13 protein-coding genes are annotated in these 13,750 nt (G+C 55.8%); 5 read left to right on the top strand and 8 right to left on the bottom strand.

The genetic code is table 11. The features are described 5' to 3' along the window. Positions 1-22: 22 nt before the first annotated feature. Together ybfE and ybfF are read right to left on the bottom strand one after the other, a co-directional pair. Positions 23-310, bottom strand: coding sequence for a LexA regulated protein (ybfE, locus tag AC2FCQ_RS08545; RefSeq protein ID WP_012005675.1), 288 nt, complete (start codon positions 308-310; stop codon positions 23-25). A 291-nt stretch (positions 311-601) separates the two neighbouring features. Further along, on the bottom strand, positions 602-1,375 hold the full coding sequence (gene ybfF / locus AC2FCQ_RS08540; protein WP_404760158.1) for an esterase: 774 nt from the start codon (positions 1,373-1,375) through the stop codon (positions 602-604). A 281-nt stretch (positions 1,376-1,656) separates the two neighbouring features. On the opposite strand from ybfF, the gene seqA reads away from it, so the two are divergent. The 4 genes from seqA to AC2FCQ_RS08520 all read left to right on the top strand — a co-directional run bounded on the left by seqA (position 1,657) and on the right by AC2FCQ_RS08520 (position 5,054). Beyond that, a complete protein-coding gene (gene seqA, locus AC2FCQ_RS08535; protein ID WP_265554397.1) occupies positions 1,657-2,196 on the top strand; it encodes a replication initiation negative regulator SeqA in 540 nt (179 codons plus the stop codon). Between the two features lie 77 nt (positions 2,197-2,273). Then, a complete protein-coding gene (pgm, locus tag AC2FCQ_RS08530; RefSeq protein WP_490308047.1) occupies positions 2,274-3,917 on the top strand; it encodes a phosphoglucomutase (alpha-D-glucose-1,6-bisphosphate-dependent) in 1,644 nt (547 codons plus the stop codon). A 184-nt stretch (positions 3,918-4,101) separates the two neighbouring features. Then, entirely contained in the window at positions 4,102-4,755 is a 654-nt protein-coding gene (locus AC2FCQ_RS08525; RefSeq protein WP_404760156.1) for a PadR family transcriptional regulator, read from the top strand. Further along, on the top strand, positions 4,755-5,054 hold the full coding sequence (locus AC2FCQ_RS08520; RefSeq protein WP_209636306.1) for a DUF3861 domain-containing protein: 300 nt from the start codon (positions 4,755-4,757) through the stop codon (positions 5,052-5,054). The genes AC2FCQ_RS08525 and AC2FCQ_RS08520 overlap by 1 nt, the downstream gene beginning before the upstream one ends. A gap of 27 nt (positions 5,055-5,081) precedes the next feature. On the opposite strand, the gene kdpE is transcribed toward AC2FCQ_RS08520, so the two are convergent. From kdpE to AC2FCQ_RS08490, 6 genes are all read right to left on the bottom strand, one after another. Beyond that, the gene (gene kdpE / locus AC2FCQ_RS08515) at positions 5,082-5,771 is read right to left on the bottom strand and encodes a two-component system response regulator KdpE (RefSeq protein ID WP_209636304.1); all 690 of its coding nucleotides are present in this window, start codon (positions 5,769-5,771) and stop codon (positions 5,082-5,084) included. Positions 5,772-5,789: 18 nt separating this feature from the next. Next, positions 5,790-8,483 (bottom strand): two-component system sensor histidine kinase KdpD, encoded by a 2,694-nt coding sequence (gene kdpD, locus AC2FCQ_RS08510; protein WP_490308046.1) that lies wholly within the window; start codon positions 8,481-8,483, stop codon positions 5,790-5,792. A 79-nt stretch (positions 8,484-8,562) separates the two neighbouring features. Beyond that, a complete protein-coding gene (kdpC, locus tag AC2FCQ_RS08505) occupies positions 8,563-9,132 on the bottom strand; it encodes a potassium-transporting ATPase subunit KdpC (protein WP_209636300.1) in 570 nt (189 codons plus the stop codon). Between the two features lie 19 nt (positions 9,133-9,151). Continuing rightward, positions 9,152-11,221: a potassium-transporting ATPase subunit KdpB gene (kdpB, locus tag AC2FCQ_RS08500; protein WP_209636298.1), complete on the bottom strand. Its 2,070-nt coding sequence runs from the start codon at positions 11,219-11,221 to the stop codon at positions 9,152-9,154. A 26-nt stretch (positions 11,222-11,247) separates the two neighbouring features. Next, complete coding sequence (gene kdpA, locus AC2FCQ_RS08495) at positions 11,248-12,936, bottom strand: potassium-transporting ATPase subunit KdpA (RefSeq protein ID WP_265554389.1); 1,689 nt, start codon at positions 12,934-12,936, stop codon at positions 11,248-11,250. Continuing rightward, on the bottom strand, positions 12,936-13,025 hold the full coding sequence (locus AC2FCQ_RS08490; protein ID WP_004949718.1) for a K(+)-transporting ATPase subunit F: 90 nt from the start codon (positions 13,023-13,025) through the stop codon (positions 12,936-12,938). Before AC2FCQ_RS08490 ends, kdpA begins: the two co-directional genes overlap by 1 nt. A gap of 445 nt (positions 13,026-13,470) precedes the next feature. Between AC2FCQ_RS08490 and AC2FCQ_RS08485 the strand changes: the two genes are divergently transcribed. Then, complete coding sequence (locus tag AC2FCQ_RS08485; protein WP_209636294.1) at positions 13,471-13,677, top strand: YbfA family protein; 207 nt, start codon at positions 13,471-13,473, stop codon at positions 13,675-13,677. Positions 13,678-13,750: the final 73 nt, after the last annotated feature.

Below are 13,750 nucleotides of genomic sequence, written 5' to 3'. Positions count from 1 at the left end.
GCCGCACGTGCGGCTGCAATGATCAATGTTCTGGCTGGTCGTCTGCCAGTTGCGCCAACAGCATTTGCTCAATAAGCTCGCTGCGACTGATATTACGCTGTTCCGCCAATTTGTTCAGGGCGTCCACCGCATCCGCGTTGATCTTCAGTTCCACACGCCGTAAGCCACGGACTTTATCGCGTCGAAGCTGATTACGCTTATTGATTCTAAGCTGTTCATCTCTGGATAGCGGGTTGGTTTTCGGGCGCCCCGGACGGCGTTCATCTGCGAACAGATCCAGCGTCGTGCGATCCGTTTGTTCTTTTGCCATAGGTAGCGGTACTGCAAGGGAGTTTGCATCAAAAAGCGCGTAAACGCTTCTGGATGGTTCGGTTAACACACTTCGGGCCAATAAACCCTAACCCAAATTCACCCCCAGCCCGGCGCTATTGAACACGCTTAGCACGGCGGCAAAATTATAGCGCGCCATATTACCCCAGCAGATGGAGCGACGACAATGTTTAACTGAGCCGAAAACGCGCTAAGCCGTTATCTTTAGCGCGTTTTTTCACCAGATGGCCGTTTTAGGGAGGATTCCTTCTCTGACAAGGGGGCAATTGGCTCAGGCTTCGCCGAGAAAACGATGAATGGCACGTAACACGGCTTCTGGTTTTTCTGCATGAACCCAGTGCCCAGTGCCTGCAACCACGTGTGCACGTGCCTGTGGGAATTGACGGGCGATATCGGCGCGGTAGCTATCTTGTACATAGGGCGACAGCCCACCACGAATGAACAGCGTCGGGTGCGGCCAGGCGGGGACTTCCTGCCAGCCGGTGATATTTTCATATTGATCGATCAGCGCCGGCAGGTTGAAACGCCATTGGCCCTGATGGAATGACTTCAACAAGAACTGGATCACACCTTCTTCATCCAGATAGCTGCGCATCAACTCCGCAGCCTGTTGGCGCTGCGTGATGCCGGCTGCGCTGACGGCTTGTAACGCGGCAAAAATTTCGTCGTGGCGGCGAACGTGATAGTCCACCGGTGCAACGTCAATAATGATCAGTTTCTCCACTCGCTCTGGCGCGATGGCCGTCAGTGCCATCGCCGCTTTACCGCCCATTGAATGGCCGATAACAATGACCTTCTCCAGATGCAAATCATCCAGCAACGCCAGCAGATCCTGGGCCATTTCCGGGTAGGTCATTACCGCTGAGCGTGGCGACAGGCCGTGGTTACGCAAATCGACTTTAATCACGCTGTGCTGTTGGTTCAGGTCGCGCGCCAGGACGCCCAGATTGTCCAGATTGCCGAATAGCCCGTGGATCAGCATGACCGGCAACGCTGCGGACTCGGTTGCCAGCAATTGATAATGTAATTTCATGGTGAAGTTCATACTGAGAGAGATTCAGATTAGGTTATCATGATTAAAACACCGGATGAACATACCCGTTGCCGTGCTGCCGCTTGAAATCCATGGGGTATAACGCGGATTTTTCATGGTAAGGTGCGGGTTTGGCAACGTGGATGCTGGGCGGACTCTAGGTAATAGTCTGCTTTTGCCGTGTCGGGACACATTGTTATGTTCGCTCCCGCGCTTTTAACCTTATAATCCCATGGCTTGAATGCAGGATCTGGCTTCAGGTTCTAAGTAGAAAAAAACAGTACTGGATAAAGATGAAAACTATTGAAGTCGACGAAGAGCTTTACCGTTATATTGCCAGCCACACGCAACATATTGGTGAGAGCGCGTCCGATATTTTGCGCCGTATGTTGAAATTTACCGCCGGTCAGCCCTTGCGCGCTGCGCCAGTTGCCAGCGCACAGAGCGCCGAGCAGGACAAAATTGTTGCTGCTCCGCGACCGCGCGATCGCGTGCGTGCCGTGCGCGAACTGCTGTTGTCGGATGAGTATGCCGAGCAGAGCAAAGCGGTGAATCGTTTTATGCTGGTACTATCCACCCTGTATACCCTCGATGCGGCCGGTTTTGCCACCGCAACTGAAGCGTTGCACGGCCGTACCCGCACCTATTTTGCAGGCGATCAGCAAACCCTGTTGGCGAATGGAACGCACACCAAGCCGAAGCACGTTCCGGGCACGCCTTATTGGGTGATCACCAATACCAATACCGGTCGCAAACGCAGCATGGTGGAGCACATCATGCAGGCTATGCAGTTCCCAGCGGAACTGACAGATAAAGTTTGCGGCACTATCTAATTTAGCGAACAGCCCGTCATGGTGGCCGTGAGCGACATATTGCCAGGCCGCTGGACAGGGATTAGGGAGATATGTCGATGGCGAATAACCCACGTGCCGGGCAGCCGGCTCAGCAAAGCGATTTGATCAACGTAGCCCAGCTGACGTCGCAGTACTATGTACTGCAACCGGAAGCGGGCAACGCCGCACATGCGGTGAAGTTCGGGACCTCAGGCCATCGTGGCAGCGCTCAGCGCCACAGCTTCAATGAAGCCCATATTCTCGCTATCGCGCAGGCGATTGCCGAAGTACGCCACCAGCAAGGGGTCACCGGCCCATGCTACGTGGGCAAAGACACCCATGCATTGTCAGAGCCAGCCTTCATTTCTGTGTTGGAAGTGCTGACCGCCAACGGCGTGGATGTGATCGTGCAGGAAAATAACGGTTTCACACCGACGCCTGCGGTATCTCACGCCATCTTATGCCACAACCGCAACGGCGGAGCATTGGCTGACGGTATTGTGATTACCCCATCCCATAATCCACCTGAAGACGGCGGCATCAAGTATAACCCGACCAACGGTGGCCCGGCCGATACCAACCTGACTTCTGTGATTGAAAAACGTGCCAATGAACTGCTGTCTGTGCAGTTGAAAGGCGTACAGCGTCAGTCGCTGGATAAAGCCTGGAACAGCGGTCATGTACAGGCTCAGGATCTGGTGCAGCCCTATGTTGAAGGTTTGGTGGACGTGGTCGATATGCCCGCCATTCAGCGTGCCGGTCTGAAGCTGGGTGTTGATCCGCTCGGGGGTTCTGGCATTGCCTACTGGCAGCGCATTGCAGAGCACTACAAGCTGGATCTGACGCTGGTGAATGATTCTATCGATCAGACCTTCCGCTTTATGCACTTGGATCACGACGGCGTGATCCGCATGGACTGTTCGTCGGTTCCGGCGATGGGTGGCCTGCTGGCGCTGCGTGACAAGTTCGATCTGGCGTTTGCCAATGACCCGGACTATGACCGCCACGGCATTGTTACACCGGCGGGCCTGATGAACCCGAACCATTATCTGGCGGTGGCTATCAACTATCTGTTCCAGCATCGTCCACAGTGGGGCGCTGATGTGGCAGTGGGTAAGACGCTGGTTTCCAGCGCGATGATTGACCGCGTAGTGGCAGATTTGGGCCGTAAACTGGTCGAAGTGCCGGTGGGCTTCAAATGGTTTGTCGACGGTCTGTTCGACGGTAGCCTGGGCTTTGGTGGTGAAGAGAGCGCAGGGGCATCGTTCCTGCGTTTCAACGGCACACCTTGGTCGACCGACAAAGACGGCATCATCATGTGCCTGTTGGCCGCCGAAATCACTGCGGTGACTGGCGAAAACCCTCAGCATCATTACGATGATTTGGCCAAGCGCTTTGGTGCACCGAGCTACAACCGCATCCAGGCACCGGCAACCTCAGCGCAAAAAACCGCGTTGTCCAAGTTGTCGCCAGACATGGTCAAGGCCGATACTCTGGCGGGTGACCCTATCACTGCACGCCTGACGGCAGCGCCGGGTAATGGTGCACCGATTGGTGGTTTGAAAGTGATGACAGACAACGGCTGGTTCGCAGCACGTCCTTCTGGTACTGAAGATGCCTACAAGATTTACTGTGAGAGCTTCCTGGGTGCCGAACACCGCGAAAAGATCGAGCATGAAGCCGTCGATATCGTGAGTGCGGTACTGGCGTCCGCCAAGTAATCTTTCTTCGTCTGATAAAAAGCGCTGTTTTTACAGCGCTTTTTTTATGCCCGGAGTTTAGATATATCTTTTTCATGAACACCGCTTGCGCATTTCGATATATCGATCTAGATTAGATATATCGAAGTTATTTAGATATATCTAAATAACCTCGTCAACGTACTATTCATTGAGAGGTATACCTATGTTTCACCGTTTAGATTTACACCGTCGTCATGGTTGTCACCATGACAGCGAAGAAGGGCACGACCATCATCGCCGTCGCGGCGGACGTCATCACTTTGGTGGCGATCACGGCGAAGAACTTGGCCGTGGTGGGCGAGGTGGACGTGGCGGGCGTCACCGCATGTTTGAACATGGCGATCTACGATTGGTGCTGTTGGCGCTGGTGGCGCGTAAGCCAAGCCATGGTTACGAACTCATCAAGGCGATTGATGAGGCGTCCTCCGGCCTGTATGTGCCAAGCCCAGGTGTGATTTACCCCACGCTGACACTGCTGGAAGAGCAAGATTTTCTTGAGCCAATCACCAGCGGCAACGGCCGTAAAAGCTACCAGATTACCGCACTAGGCCAGAGTGAGCTGCAAAAGCACCAGGCCGCTGTCGACGTGATCCTGGCCCGCCTGGCAGGAGCCGATCGGGGTCATCATCATCACGGCAATCTTGCCGAAGGCATCTCTGACGCCATGAACCGTCTACGCAGTTTGCTACGCGGTAATGTGATGCGTGCCGATCTTTCACCGCAGCAAGTTGAACGCATTAATGCCGCATTGCTCACCGCAGTAGCGGCGATTGAAAGCGAAATGAACATTACCCCAACAGCGACGGAGAATGACTGATGCCAGGACACCGTTTCCGTATTACCGTCGAAGCGTTGAATGACCGTAAGGGGGAGCCCGTCGACAAAGCACCACTGAGCTTTGAGGTGGAGAACCACGATGACATTCTGGGCATCGTTGAGCGTATCAAAGCGCGTGAAGATCTGAATTTCGGTGACAATAACAGCGCGGCTTTTGCCGTTGGCCTCAAGTTGTTTTCTGAAGTGATGATCGAAAACCGCAAGCACCCGGTGTTTGCACCGTTACGTGAGGCGTTCAAAGAATTTATGATGGGGTTGAAGAAAGGGCCAAACGCGTAGGGGCGCGGTTTGTCGCGCCCCTGACTCTTAAGGCATAAAGCGGTAACCGACGCCGGTTTCGGTCAGTAAATGTTTTGGCCGGGCCGGATCGGCCTCCAGCTTTTGCCGTAGATGACCCATATAAATCCGCAGATAATGGCTATGCTCGACGTAATTCGGTCCCCAGACGTGGCTCAGTAGCTGACGCTGGGTGATGACTTTGCCGGAATTTGCCAGCAGTTCGGCCAGCAGACGAAACTCAATCGGCGTCAGATGCAGATCTTCACCCTTACGCAGCACCCGGCGATTAATCAGATCGACGGTAATTTCCGAGAAGTTAACCAATGGGCTTTCCTGCAGGCTGCCGGAATGACGCCGTAAAGCGACCCGCACCCGAGCAAGCAGTTCACCGATACCAAAAGGTTTGCTGAGATAGTCGTCCGCTCCAGCGTCCAGCGCGGCAATCTTGTCTTCTTCGGCGTTGCGCGCCGACAGCACAATCACCGGAATAGCGCTCCATTGCCGTAAATCACGGATATAGTTAAGCCCGTCGCCGTCTGGCAACCCTAAATCAAGAATAATCAGATCCGGTTTGCGCGTGCCGGCTTCTATTAACCCACGTTGCAACGTTTCGCTTTCAAACACCCGCAGACCTTCACTTTCGAGCGCGGTGCGGACGAAACGCCGGATCTCTTTCTCATCTTCGACAATCAGAATATTGGTTGGCGTGCTGCTCACAAGACTCCCGGGGCTTGATTAAAGATCAAAGGCTTCATTGTCTATTTCCGGTGGCTTTTCCAGCGGTAGCACAAAGCGGAAACTGGCCCCGCCGTTGGCCCCGTTTTCTGCCCAGATGCGGCCACCGTGTACTTCAATAATGGCACGGCAAATCGCTAACCCCAAACCCACACCGGGGATTGCAGACTCTTTATTGCCGCGGGAAAACTTATCGAAAATAAGCTGTTTTTTCCCTTCGGGAATTCCCGGGCCATTGTCCCAGACTTCGACTTCCAGCCATTCAGGCAGAGTATGGGCACGAATTCCGATAGTAGCATCGTAGCCGGCATATTTATTGGCATTTTCCAACAGGTTAGTGAACACCCGTTCCAACAGGCTGCCATCGCAGTTGACCAATATCTGCTCTGGCGGCAGCTCAACCTTGATTTGATGCTGGGTCATCAAGGGTTCCAGCATATGCAGCGATGCGCCGACGATCTCTTCCAGTGACTGCCACTCTTTACGCAGGTTGAAGCCACCCGATTGAATGCGAGCCATGTCCAATAGGTTGTTCACCAGCCGTGTCGTGCTCAGCACCTGTTGGCGGATTTGACTGGCCTGGGGGGCATGATTGGAACCTTCTGCCGCTAAATCGAGCGTCAGAATTTCCGCCTGGCCAAACAGTACCGTCAGCGGGGTGCGTAAATCATGGGACAGGGCCGCCAAGAGCGAGTTACGCAGTTGCTCGCGCTCGGCATCCAGTTTGGCTTCCTCGGCACTGTGTGCCAAATGCAAACGTTCCAGCGCACTGGCGATTAGTACGGCAAAGGTCTGCAGCAGCCGCTGTTGTTCCGGCACCATCAGTTGGCGCAGGTTGCTGGGTTCGATGGCCAATAAGCCAAAGGTTTGTTTCGACGTGGCTAACGGCAGCAGCTGATAGGGGACGCCGGGCAGAGTGTCGGTACCGGCGCCGGCAGGCATGCCCTTATCAAAACTCCAGCGTGCGATAGCTTCATCCACTGATAATAATCCGCCGGTTTCCCCGACCATTTGCTGTAACTTGCCGTCCTCCTGCGGGAGCAACAACACGGTTTTGGCCTGGAAGCTACTGGAGAGGAAATGGCGACTGGTTTTGGCGATGTCTTCGGCGGTCAGCGCCTGGCTCAGCCCTCGAGAAATCTCATACAGGTGTCGAGCACGCTGTTCGCGATAACGCGCGACACGCGCCTGATAGCGCACGCCCGCGGTCAGGTTACCGATGGTGATGCCAACGATCAGCATCACGCCGAAGGTCAGCAGATACTGCATGTCACTGACGGCAAACGACCATTCCGGCTGGACGAAGAACAGATCGAAGCTGGCGACGTTAATCACAGCGGCCAGAACCGAGGGCCAGCGGCCGAAGAACAACGCGACGATTGCGACCCCGAGCAGATACACCATCACCAGGTTGGCTTGGTCAAAGCCAGGCAGCAACCATTGAGAGAGCAGGGTAATCAGGGCACAGAGTGCGACCGCCACGGCGCAGCCGCGCAATTGCATGCGCCACTTTTCGGTAAAGTTACGGTTATCATGCTCTTTCCCCGGCGCTACGGGGGGATCGTTTTCCAACGCGACGATCACCAGATCCAGATCCGGCCCCAGCCGGCCGAGACGGTCGGCAAAGCTGCCGCGCAGTTTCCAGCGTTGCTCGCTGCGACGGCCAATAATGATTTTGCCCAGATTGTGCTCACGGGCATAGCGCAGCACCGCACGTTCTTCATAGGGTTCGGACAGCGTGGCGGTCTCGGCACCCAGTTCCTGTGCCAGCCGCAGCGCCCGCAGTATTGCCCGGCGTTGATTCTCCGGCAGACGGTGCAACTTTGGCGTTTCCACGTAAACTGCGTGCCAGTGACAACCCAGTCTGGCTGCCAGGCGAGCGGCGATGCGCACCAGTTTTTCGTTACCGCTGTTATGACCGACGCACAGCAATATGCTGTCACGGGTATGCCACACACGTTCACGGCCTTGAGTATCGCGGAAGGCGCGCATTTGGTCATCGACCCGATCGGCAGTGCGGCGCAGCGCCAGTTCACGCAGGGCAATCAAATTGCCCTTACGGAAAAAGTGCTCGATGGCACGTTCGGCCTGACCGGGGATATACACTTTGCCTTCGTTCAGGCGCTGGCGCAGATCGTCGGGGGGCAAGTCAACCAATACCACTTCGGTGGCTTCGTCGAAGACATGATCGGGCACCGTTTCGCGTACTCGCACCCCGGTCACGCCGCCAACCACGTCGTTTAGGCTTTCCAGGTGTTGTACGTTGACGGTGGTGAGCACGTCGATGCCCGCGTCCAGCAGCTCTTCCACGTCCTGCCAGCGTTTCGGGTGGCGTGACCCCTGGGCGTTGCTGTGCGCCAGTTCATCCATCAGGATCAGAGCAGGGTGACGTGCGAGCGCGGCGTCGAGATCAAACTCCTGCACTAACCTGCCGCGATATTGGATGCGCTTTTGCGCTAACACATCTAACCCATTCAGTAGCGCAGCGGTTTCGCTGCGACCGTGAGTTTCGACCACGCCCACCAGCACGTTTAACCCTTGGCCACGCAGCCGCTGCGCCTCTTGCAGCATGGCGTAAGTTTTGCCTACGCCGGCACAGGCACCGAAAAATACCTTCAGCCGACCGCGTGGTTTTTCATTGGCCAGTGCCAGCAGGCTGTCTGGGTCTGGACGCTGTTGTTCCTCATCCACCATCGGAGTTCCTTTTGCAGCAACGTAAAGCGGGTTCGGCACGCCGAACCCGATACTTATCCTGTCACTCGCACGTGAAGCATTATTTCAATGCGTCGAGTGCCAGGTTCAATTTCAGCACGTTTACCACCGACTCGCCCATAAAATTGGGGGTCGCCTGATCGGTGCTTTCATCAATCAGTTTCGCGATTTGCTCCGGTGCCAATTGGCGTGCCGCAGCAACGCGGGCCAGTTGGTATTGTGCCGCCGCAAGTGAAATCTGCGGATCCAACCCGCTGCCCGACGCGGTCAGCAGGTCGACAGGGATCGGGCCTTTCATCGCTGGGTTGGCCTGGCGCAATTGGGCCGCGCGTTCGGCGATGGCTTTATCCAGTGCCGGGTTGGTGGCAGCCAGGTTGCTGCCGGCAGACGCCATGGCATTATAGGCCGAATCACCGGTAGCAGAAGGGCGCCCCCAGAAATACGCCGGTTTAGTGAAGTTTTGGCCGATCAGCGCCGAACCTATCACTTTATCGCCCTGATGCAGCAAAGAGCCGTTGGCTGCATGAGAAAACAGTAACTGTGACAGCCCGGTCGTCAACAGCGGATAAGCGATACCGGTAATCAACGTCAGCAGGACTAACATCACCAGCGATGGACGTAAGTAAGACATGGTTATTTCCTCTCAATGATTAACCGGCAATGTGCAAAGCAACCAGGATCAGGTCTATCAACTTGATGCCGACAAAGGGCACTAACAGACCACCGACACCGTAGATCCACAAGTTGCGACGCAGCAGTGCGGCTGCACTCATCGGCTTGTAGCTCACCCCTTTCAACGCCAGTGGGATCAGGAACACAATCACCAAGGCGTTGAAAATAACCGCCGACATAATGGCGGAGGCAGGGGAGTGCAGGTGCATCACGTTTAGCGCGTTCAACTGCGGATAGGTTGCCGCGAACGCCGCCGGAATAATGGCAAAATACTTCGCTACGTCGTTGGCGATGCTGAACGTCGTCAGTGAGCCACGCGTCATCAGCATTTGTTTACCGATGTGCACGACTTCAATCAGCTTGGTCGGATTGGAGTCCAGATCCACCATGTTGCCCGCTTCCTTGGCGGCTTGGGTACCGGAGTTCATCGCCACCGCGACATCGGCCTGTGCCAGCGCAGGAGCGTCGTTGGTACCGTCGCCGGTCATCGCGACCAGGCGTCCTTCTGCCTGATATTGGCGAATCAACGCCAGCTTGGCTTCCGGTGTTGCTTCTGACAGAAAGTCATCCACCCCGGCCTCGGCGGCGATGGCTGCTGCGGTGAGCGGGTTATCACCGGTGATCATTACCGTTTTGATGCCCATTTTGCGCAGTTCGGCGAAGCGTTCTTTGATACCGCCCTTGACGATATCTTTCAGTGCGACCACCCCCAGCACGCGTGGGCCTTCGGCTACGACCAGCGGTGTACCGCCGGTACGTGCCACGCTGGCGACCAAATCGTCCACCGCCTGTGGGAAGTGGCCCTGATTGGATTCCACGTGGCGACGGATGGCATCCACAGCCCCTTTACGGATCATGCGGTCCTGCACGTTCACGCCGCTCATACGCGTCTGGGCGGAGAAAGGCACAAAGGAAGCATTCAGCGCCTGCAGGTCGCGTTCACGCAGGTTAAAGCGCTGTTTGGCCAGCACCACAATGCTGCGGCCTTCCGGCGTTTCATCGGCCAGTGAAGACAGCTGTGCGGCATCGGCCAGTTCCTGTTCTTTAACCCCGGGAGCCGGCAGGAACTCGGAAGCCTGGCGGTTACCCAACGTAATGGTGCCGGTTTTATCCAGCAGCAACACGTCCACGTCACCGGCGGCTTCTACCGCACGGCCGCTGGTAGCGATGACGTTAGCACCCAGCATCCGACTCATCCCCGCCACGCCGATGGCAGACAGCAGGCCGCCAATGGTTGTAGGGATCAGACAGACCAGCAGTGCCACCAGTACGGTGATGGTGACGACAGATCCTCCGTTGGCGGCTTCCACGCTGTATTGCGAAAACGGGAACAGCGTGGCCGTCGCCAGTACGAACACAATGGTCAGCGCGACCAACAAAATAGTCAGTGCCACTTCGTTCGGGGTTTTGCGGCGTTTGGCGCCCTCCACCATGGCGATCATCCTGTCGAGGAAGGTTTCGCCTGGGTTGACGCTGCACTGTATCACCAGCCAGTCGGACAGCACGCGGGTACCGCCGGTCACCGAGGAGAAGTCACCGCCGGATTCACGGATCACCGGGGCAGACTCACCGGTAATGGCGCTTTCATCGACCGAGGCACCGCCTTCCAGCACTTCACCGTCACACGGAATGGTGTCACCGGCCTCAACCAGGACGATGTCGCCTTTTCGCAGACTCTCGGCGGAAACTTTCTCGGTCACGCCATCACGGCGCGGCGCGGCCAGTTTCTTCGCCCAGCTGGTTTTCTTGGTGCCTCTCAGGCTCTCTGCCTGGGCCTTGCTGCGCCCTTCGGCCAGCGCTTCGGCAAAGTTGGCGAACAGCACGGTGAACCACAGCCACAGGGCAATGCTGCCGGTAAAGGCCGCGCTACCCTCGGTCTGTTTGGTGAGGATCGCTAACCAGATAACCGTGGTCAGGATGCTGCCTATATACACCACGAACATCACCGGATTACGCCATTGAGTGCGCGGATCCAGTTTTTTCAGCGCATCGATCAGCGCGGTACGGACCAATGCCGGTTCAAACAGCGCGCGTTGTTTGCGAGTCATCTCTTCTTCTCTCTCTATGAGCTCTGTTATTTAGCCAGCCAAAGCTGCAAATGCTCTGCCACCGGTCCCAGCGCCAACGCCGGTACGAAGGTTAAAGCGCCCACCAGCAATACGGTGCCGATCAGCAGGCCAATAAACAGTGGCCCGTAGGTTGGCAGAGTACCGTTACCCGCCGGCTGACGTTTCTTCGCGCACAGCGAACCGGCAATCGCCAGGACAGGGAGGATCACCCCAAAACGGCCGACGAACATGGCAAAGGCCAGCAGCAGGTTGTAGAACGGGGTGTTGACGCTCAGCCCGGCAAAGGCGCTGCCGTTGTTGTTGGCTGCGGACGACACGGCGTACAGCACTTCGCTAAAACCGTGTGCACCTGGATTCAGGATACCGGCGCGTCCCGCGTCGGTGGCGATAGCCAACGCCGTGCCCAACAGCACCAGCGTCGGTGTCACCAAAATCGCCAGCGCGGTCATTTTCATGTCATAGACATCAATCTTTTTGCCCAGGTATTCGGGGGTACGGCCAATCATCAAGCCGGCAATAAAGACGGTCAGCAGGACGAACAGCAGCATGCCGTACAGGCCAGAGCCGACGCCGCCAAACACCACTTCACCAATTTGCATCAGCCACATGGGCACCATGCCACCCAGCGCAGTGAAGGAGTCATGCATGGCGTTGACTGCACCGCAGGAGGCCGCAGTCGTCACCACCGAGAACAGGCTGGTGGCGAGAATGCCAAAGCGTGATTCTTTGCCTTCCATGTTGATGTTGCTATCGCTGCCCAATGCGCTCAAATGCGGGTTACCCGCCAATTCGGCAAACATCACCACGACCACAGCGACGACAAAGATCAGCGCCATAGCCCAGATCAACGCGTGGCCCTGGCGGTTCTCTCCGGCCACGCGGCCGAAAGCGAAACACAACGCGCAGGGGATCAAGAAGATCGCCAGCATCTGCACAAAGTTGGTCAGAACCGTTGGGTTCTCAAACGGGTGCGCGGAGTTAACGCCAAAGAAGCCGCCGCCGTTAGTACCGAGCATCTTGATCGCTTCCTGTGAGGCTACCGGCCCCATAGGCAGCGTTTGCTGCGCGCCTTCCAGCGTGCTGATATGCACGTAAGGCAGGAAGTTTTGCAGCGTGCCCTGGCTGACGAAAAACAGCGCAATCAGCAGTGAAATTGGCAGCAAGACATAGAGTGTCACGCGGAATATGTCGATCCAGGCGTTACCGATGGTGGCACTGGAACGGCGGGTGAAGGCACGGATCAAGGCGAACGCCACCGCGATACCGGTCGCCGCTGACAGGAAGTTCTGCACTGCCAATCCCGCCATCTGGCTGAAATAGCTGAGTGTGCTTTCACCACTGTAGGCCTGCCAGTTGGTGTTGGTGACAAAGCTAACGGCGGTATTGAACGCCAGATCCCAAGACAGGCCGGGGAAGCCCTGTGGGTTGAGTGGCAGCGAACCTTGTGTCATCAGCAGCACGAACAGTAAAGCCAGACCGAGCAGGTTAAACCACATGATTGCCAGCGCGTACTGCCACCATTTCATCTCAGCGGTAGTATTGCCACAGCAGCGCCAAACGGCCGTTTCCAACTGACGCAGTGCCGGCAGTGGCTCACCTTCGATCAACCGCGCCAGAAAGCCGCCCAATGGACGGGCTAGCAGCAGAAGCACCAGCAGGAAGCTGGCAATCAATAAAAAGGCTGAAGCCGCCATCAGAAATCCTCCGCATTAAACAGGGCATAGACCAGATAGCCCAACAGCAGCAGAACCAACAGCGCACCACCAATAACGCTGATACTCACGGGACACCTCCAGAGGTGTAGTTTTTGATACAGCGAGTGTAGGGAGGGCGGTAGAAAGAAGATGAAAAAATAGCGTTGGCCGGTGTAAAAAAAGTATAAAAATGGCTGAAATTACAGCAGAAAATGGCTTTTTAGCCTCGATTTTGGGGGGCGTAGTGCGATTGGACTCCTGTTTGGGGGCGTGAAGATGAAGGTTTGCGTAAACAGGCTGTAAATAACCACAATGTAACCAATGGTTAGTTAATTATTAACCTTGATGTAACAAAATTACGGATTGTACGAATTATTTGCGATTTTTTGTGCGATAAGGTGGTCGGATGAGTAGTAAACTTTCATCAATTGCGCTAAAATTTTGTCCAGTTACCAAATGGTCCTGTTTTAATTGTTTACGCCAGTGCTGTTTCCAAGACAGATCAACGGCCAGGCGTTTTTTGAGGAGGTTCGCATGTCTATCTATCACGCTTATTCATTGCATCGGATTCTCCTGCGCCGCAGCGCAGTGATCCTGGCAGGTTTATTGGCTTTACCGGTAATGCTGTTCCGCAGCGACCGTGCACGTTTTTACAGCTATTTGCACCGCGTTTGGTCAAAAACCAGCGATAAACCGGTCTGGCTGCAACAGGCGGAACTGGCGTCCTGCGATTTTTACTGATCGTTGCCGTCGTCCCCTAAAACCCTCGCTTCACAGCGGGGGTTTTTTTATGTGCGCCGTTCAGTCATTGTGT

The organism is Serratia sp. CoH_134_PS_4, assembly GCF_058190535.1.
Note: the sequence above shows the minus strand (reverse complement) of the source record. Positions and strands in the feature narration are given on the sequence as shown.

Excerpts from the sequence above, each read along its gene's own strand:
- kdpC (WP_209636300.1), bottom strand. The coding sequence starts at position 9,132 with ATGTCTTACTTACGTCCATCGCTGGTGATGTTAGTCCTGCTGACGTTG.
- kdpB (WP_209636298.1), bottom strand. The coding sequence starts at position 11,221 with ATGACTCGCAAACAACGCGCGCTGTTTGAACCGGCATTGGTCCGTACC.
- AC2FCQ_RS08525 (WP_404760156.1), top strand. The coding sequence starts at position 4,102 with ATGTTTCACCGTTTAGATTTACACCGTCGTCATGGTTGTCACCATGAC.
- ybfF (WP_404760158.1), bottom strand. The coding sequence starts at position 1,375 with ATGAACTTCACCATGAAATTACATTATCAATTGCTGGCAACCGAGTCC.
- AC2FCQ_RS08520 (WP_209636306.1), top strand. The coding sequence starts at position 4,755 with ATGCCAGGACACCGTTTCCGTATTACCGTCGAAGCGTTGAATGACCGT.
- kdpD (WP_490308046.1), bottom strand. The coding sequence starts at position 8,483 with ATGGTGGATGAGGAACAACAGCGTCCAGACCCAGACAGCCTGCTGGCA.
- ybfE (WP_012005675.1), bottom strand. The coding sequence starts at position 310 with ATGGCAAAAGAACAAACGGATCGCACGACGCTGGATCTGTTCGCAGAT.
- pgm (WP_490308047.1), top strand. The coding sequence starts at position 2,274 with ATGGCGAATAACCCACGTGCCGGGCAGCCGGCTCAGCAAAGCGATTTG.
- AC2FCQ_RS08485 (WP_209636294.1), top strand. The coding sequence starts at position 13,471 with ATGTCTATCTATCACGCTTATTCATTGCATCGGATTCTCCTGCGCCGC.
- kdpA (WP_265554389.1), bottom strand. The coding sequence starts at position 12,936 with ATGGCGGCTTCAGCCTTTTTATTGATTGCCAGCTTCCTGCTGGTGCTT.
- seqA (WP_265554397.1), top strand. The coding sequence starts at position 1,657 with ATGAAAACTATTGAAGTCGACGAAGAGCTTTACCGTTATATTGCCAGC.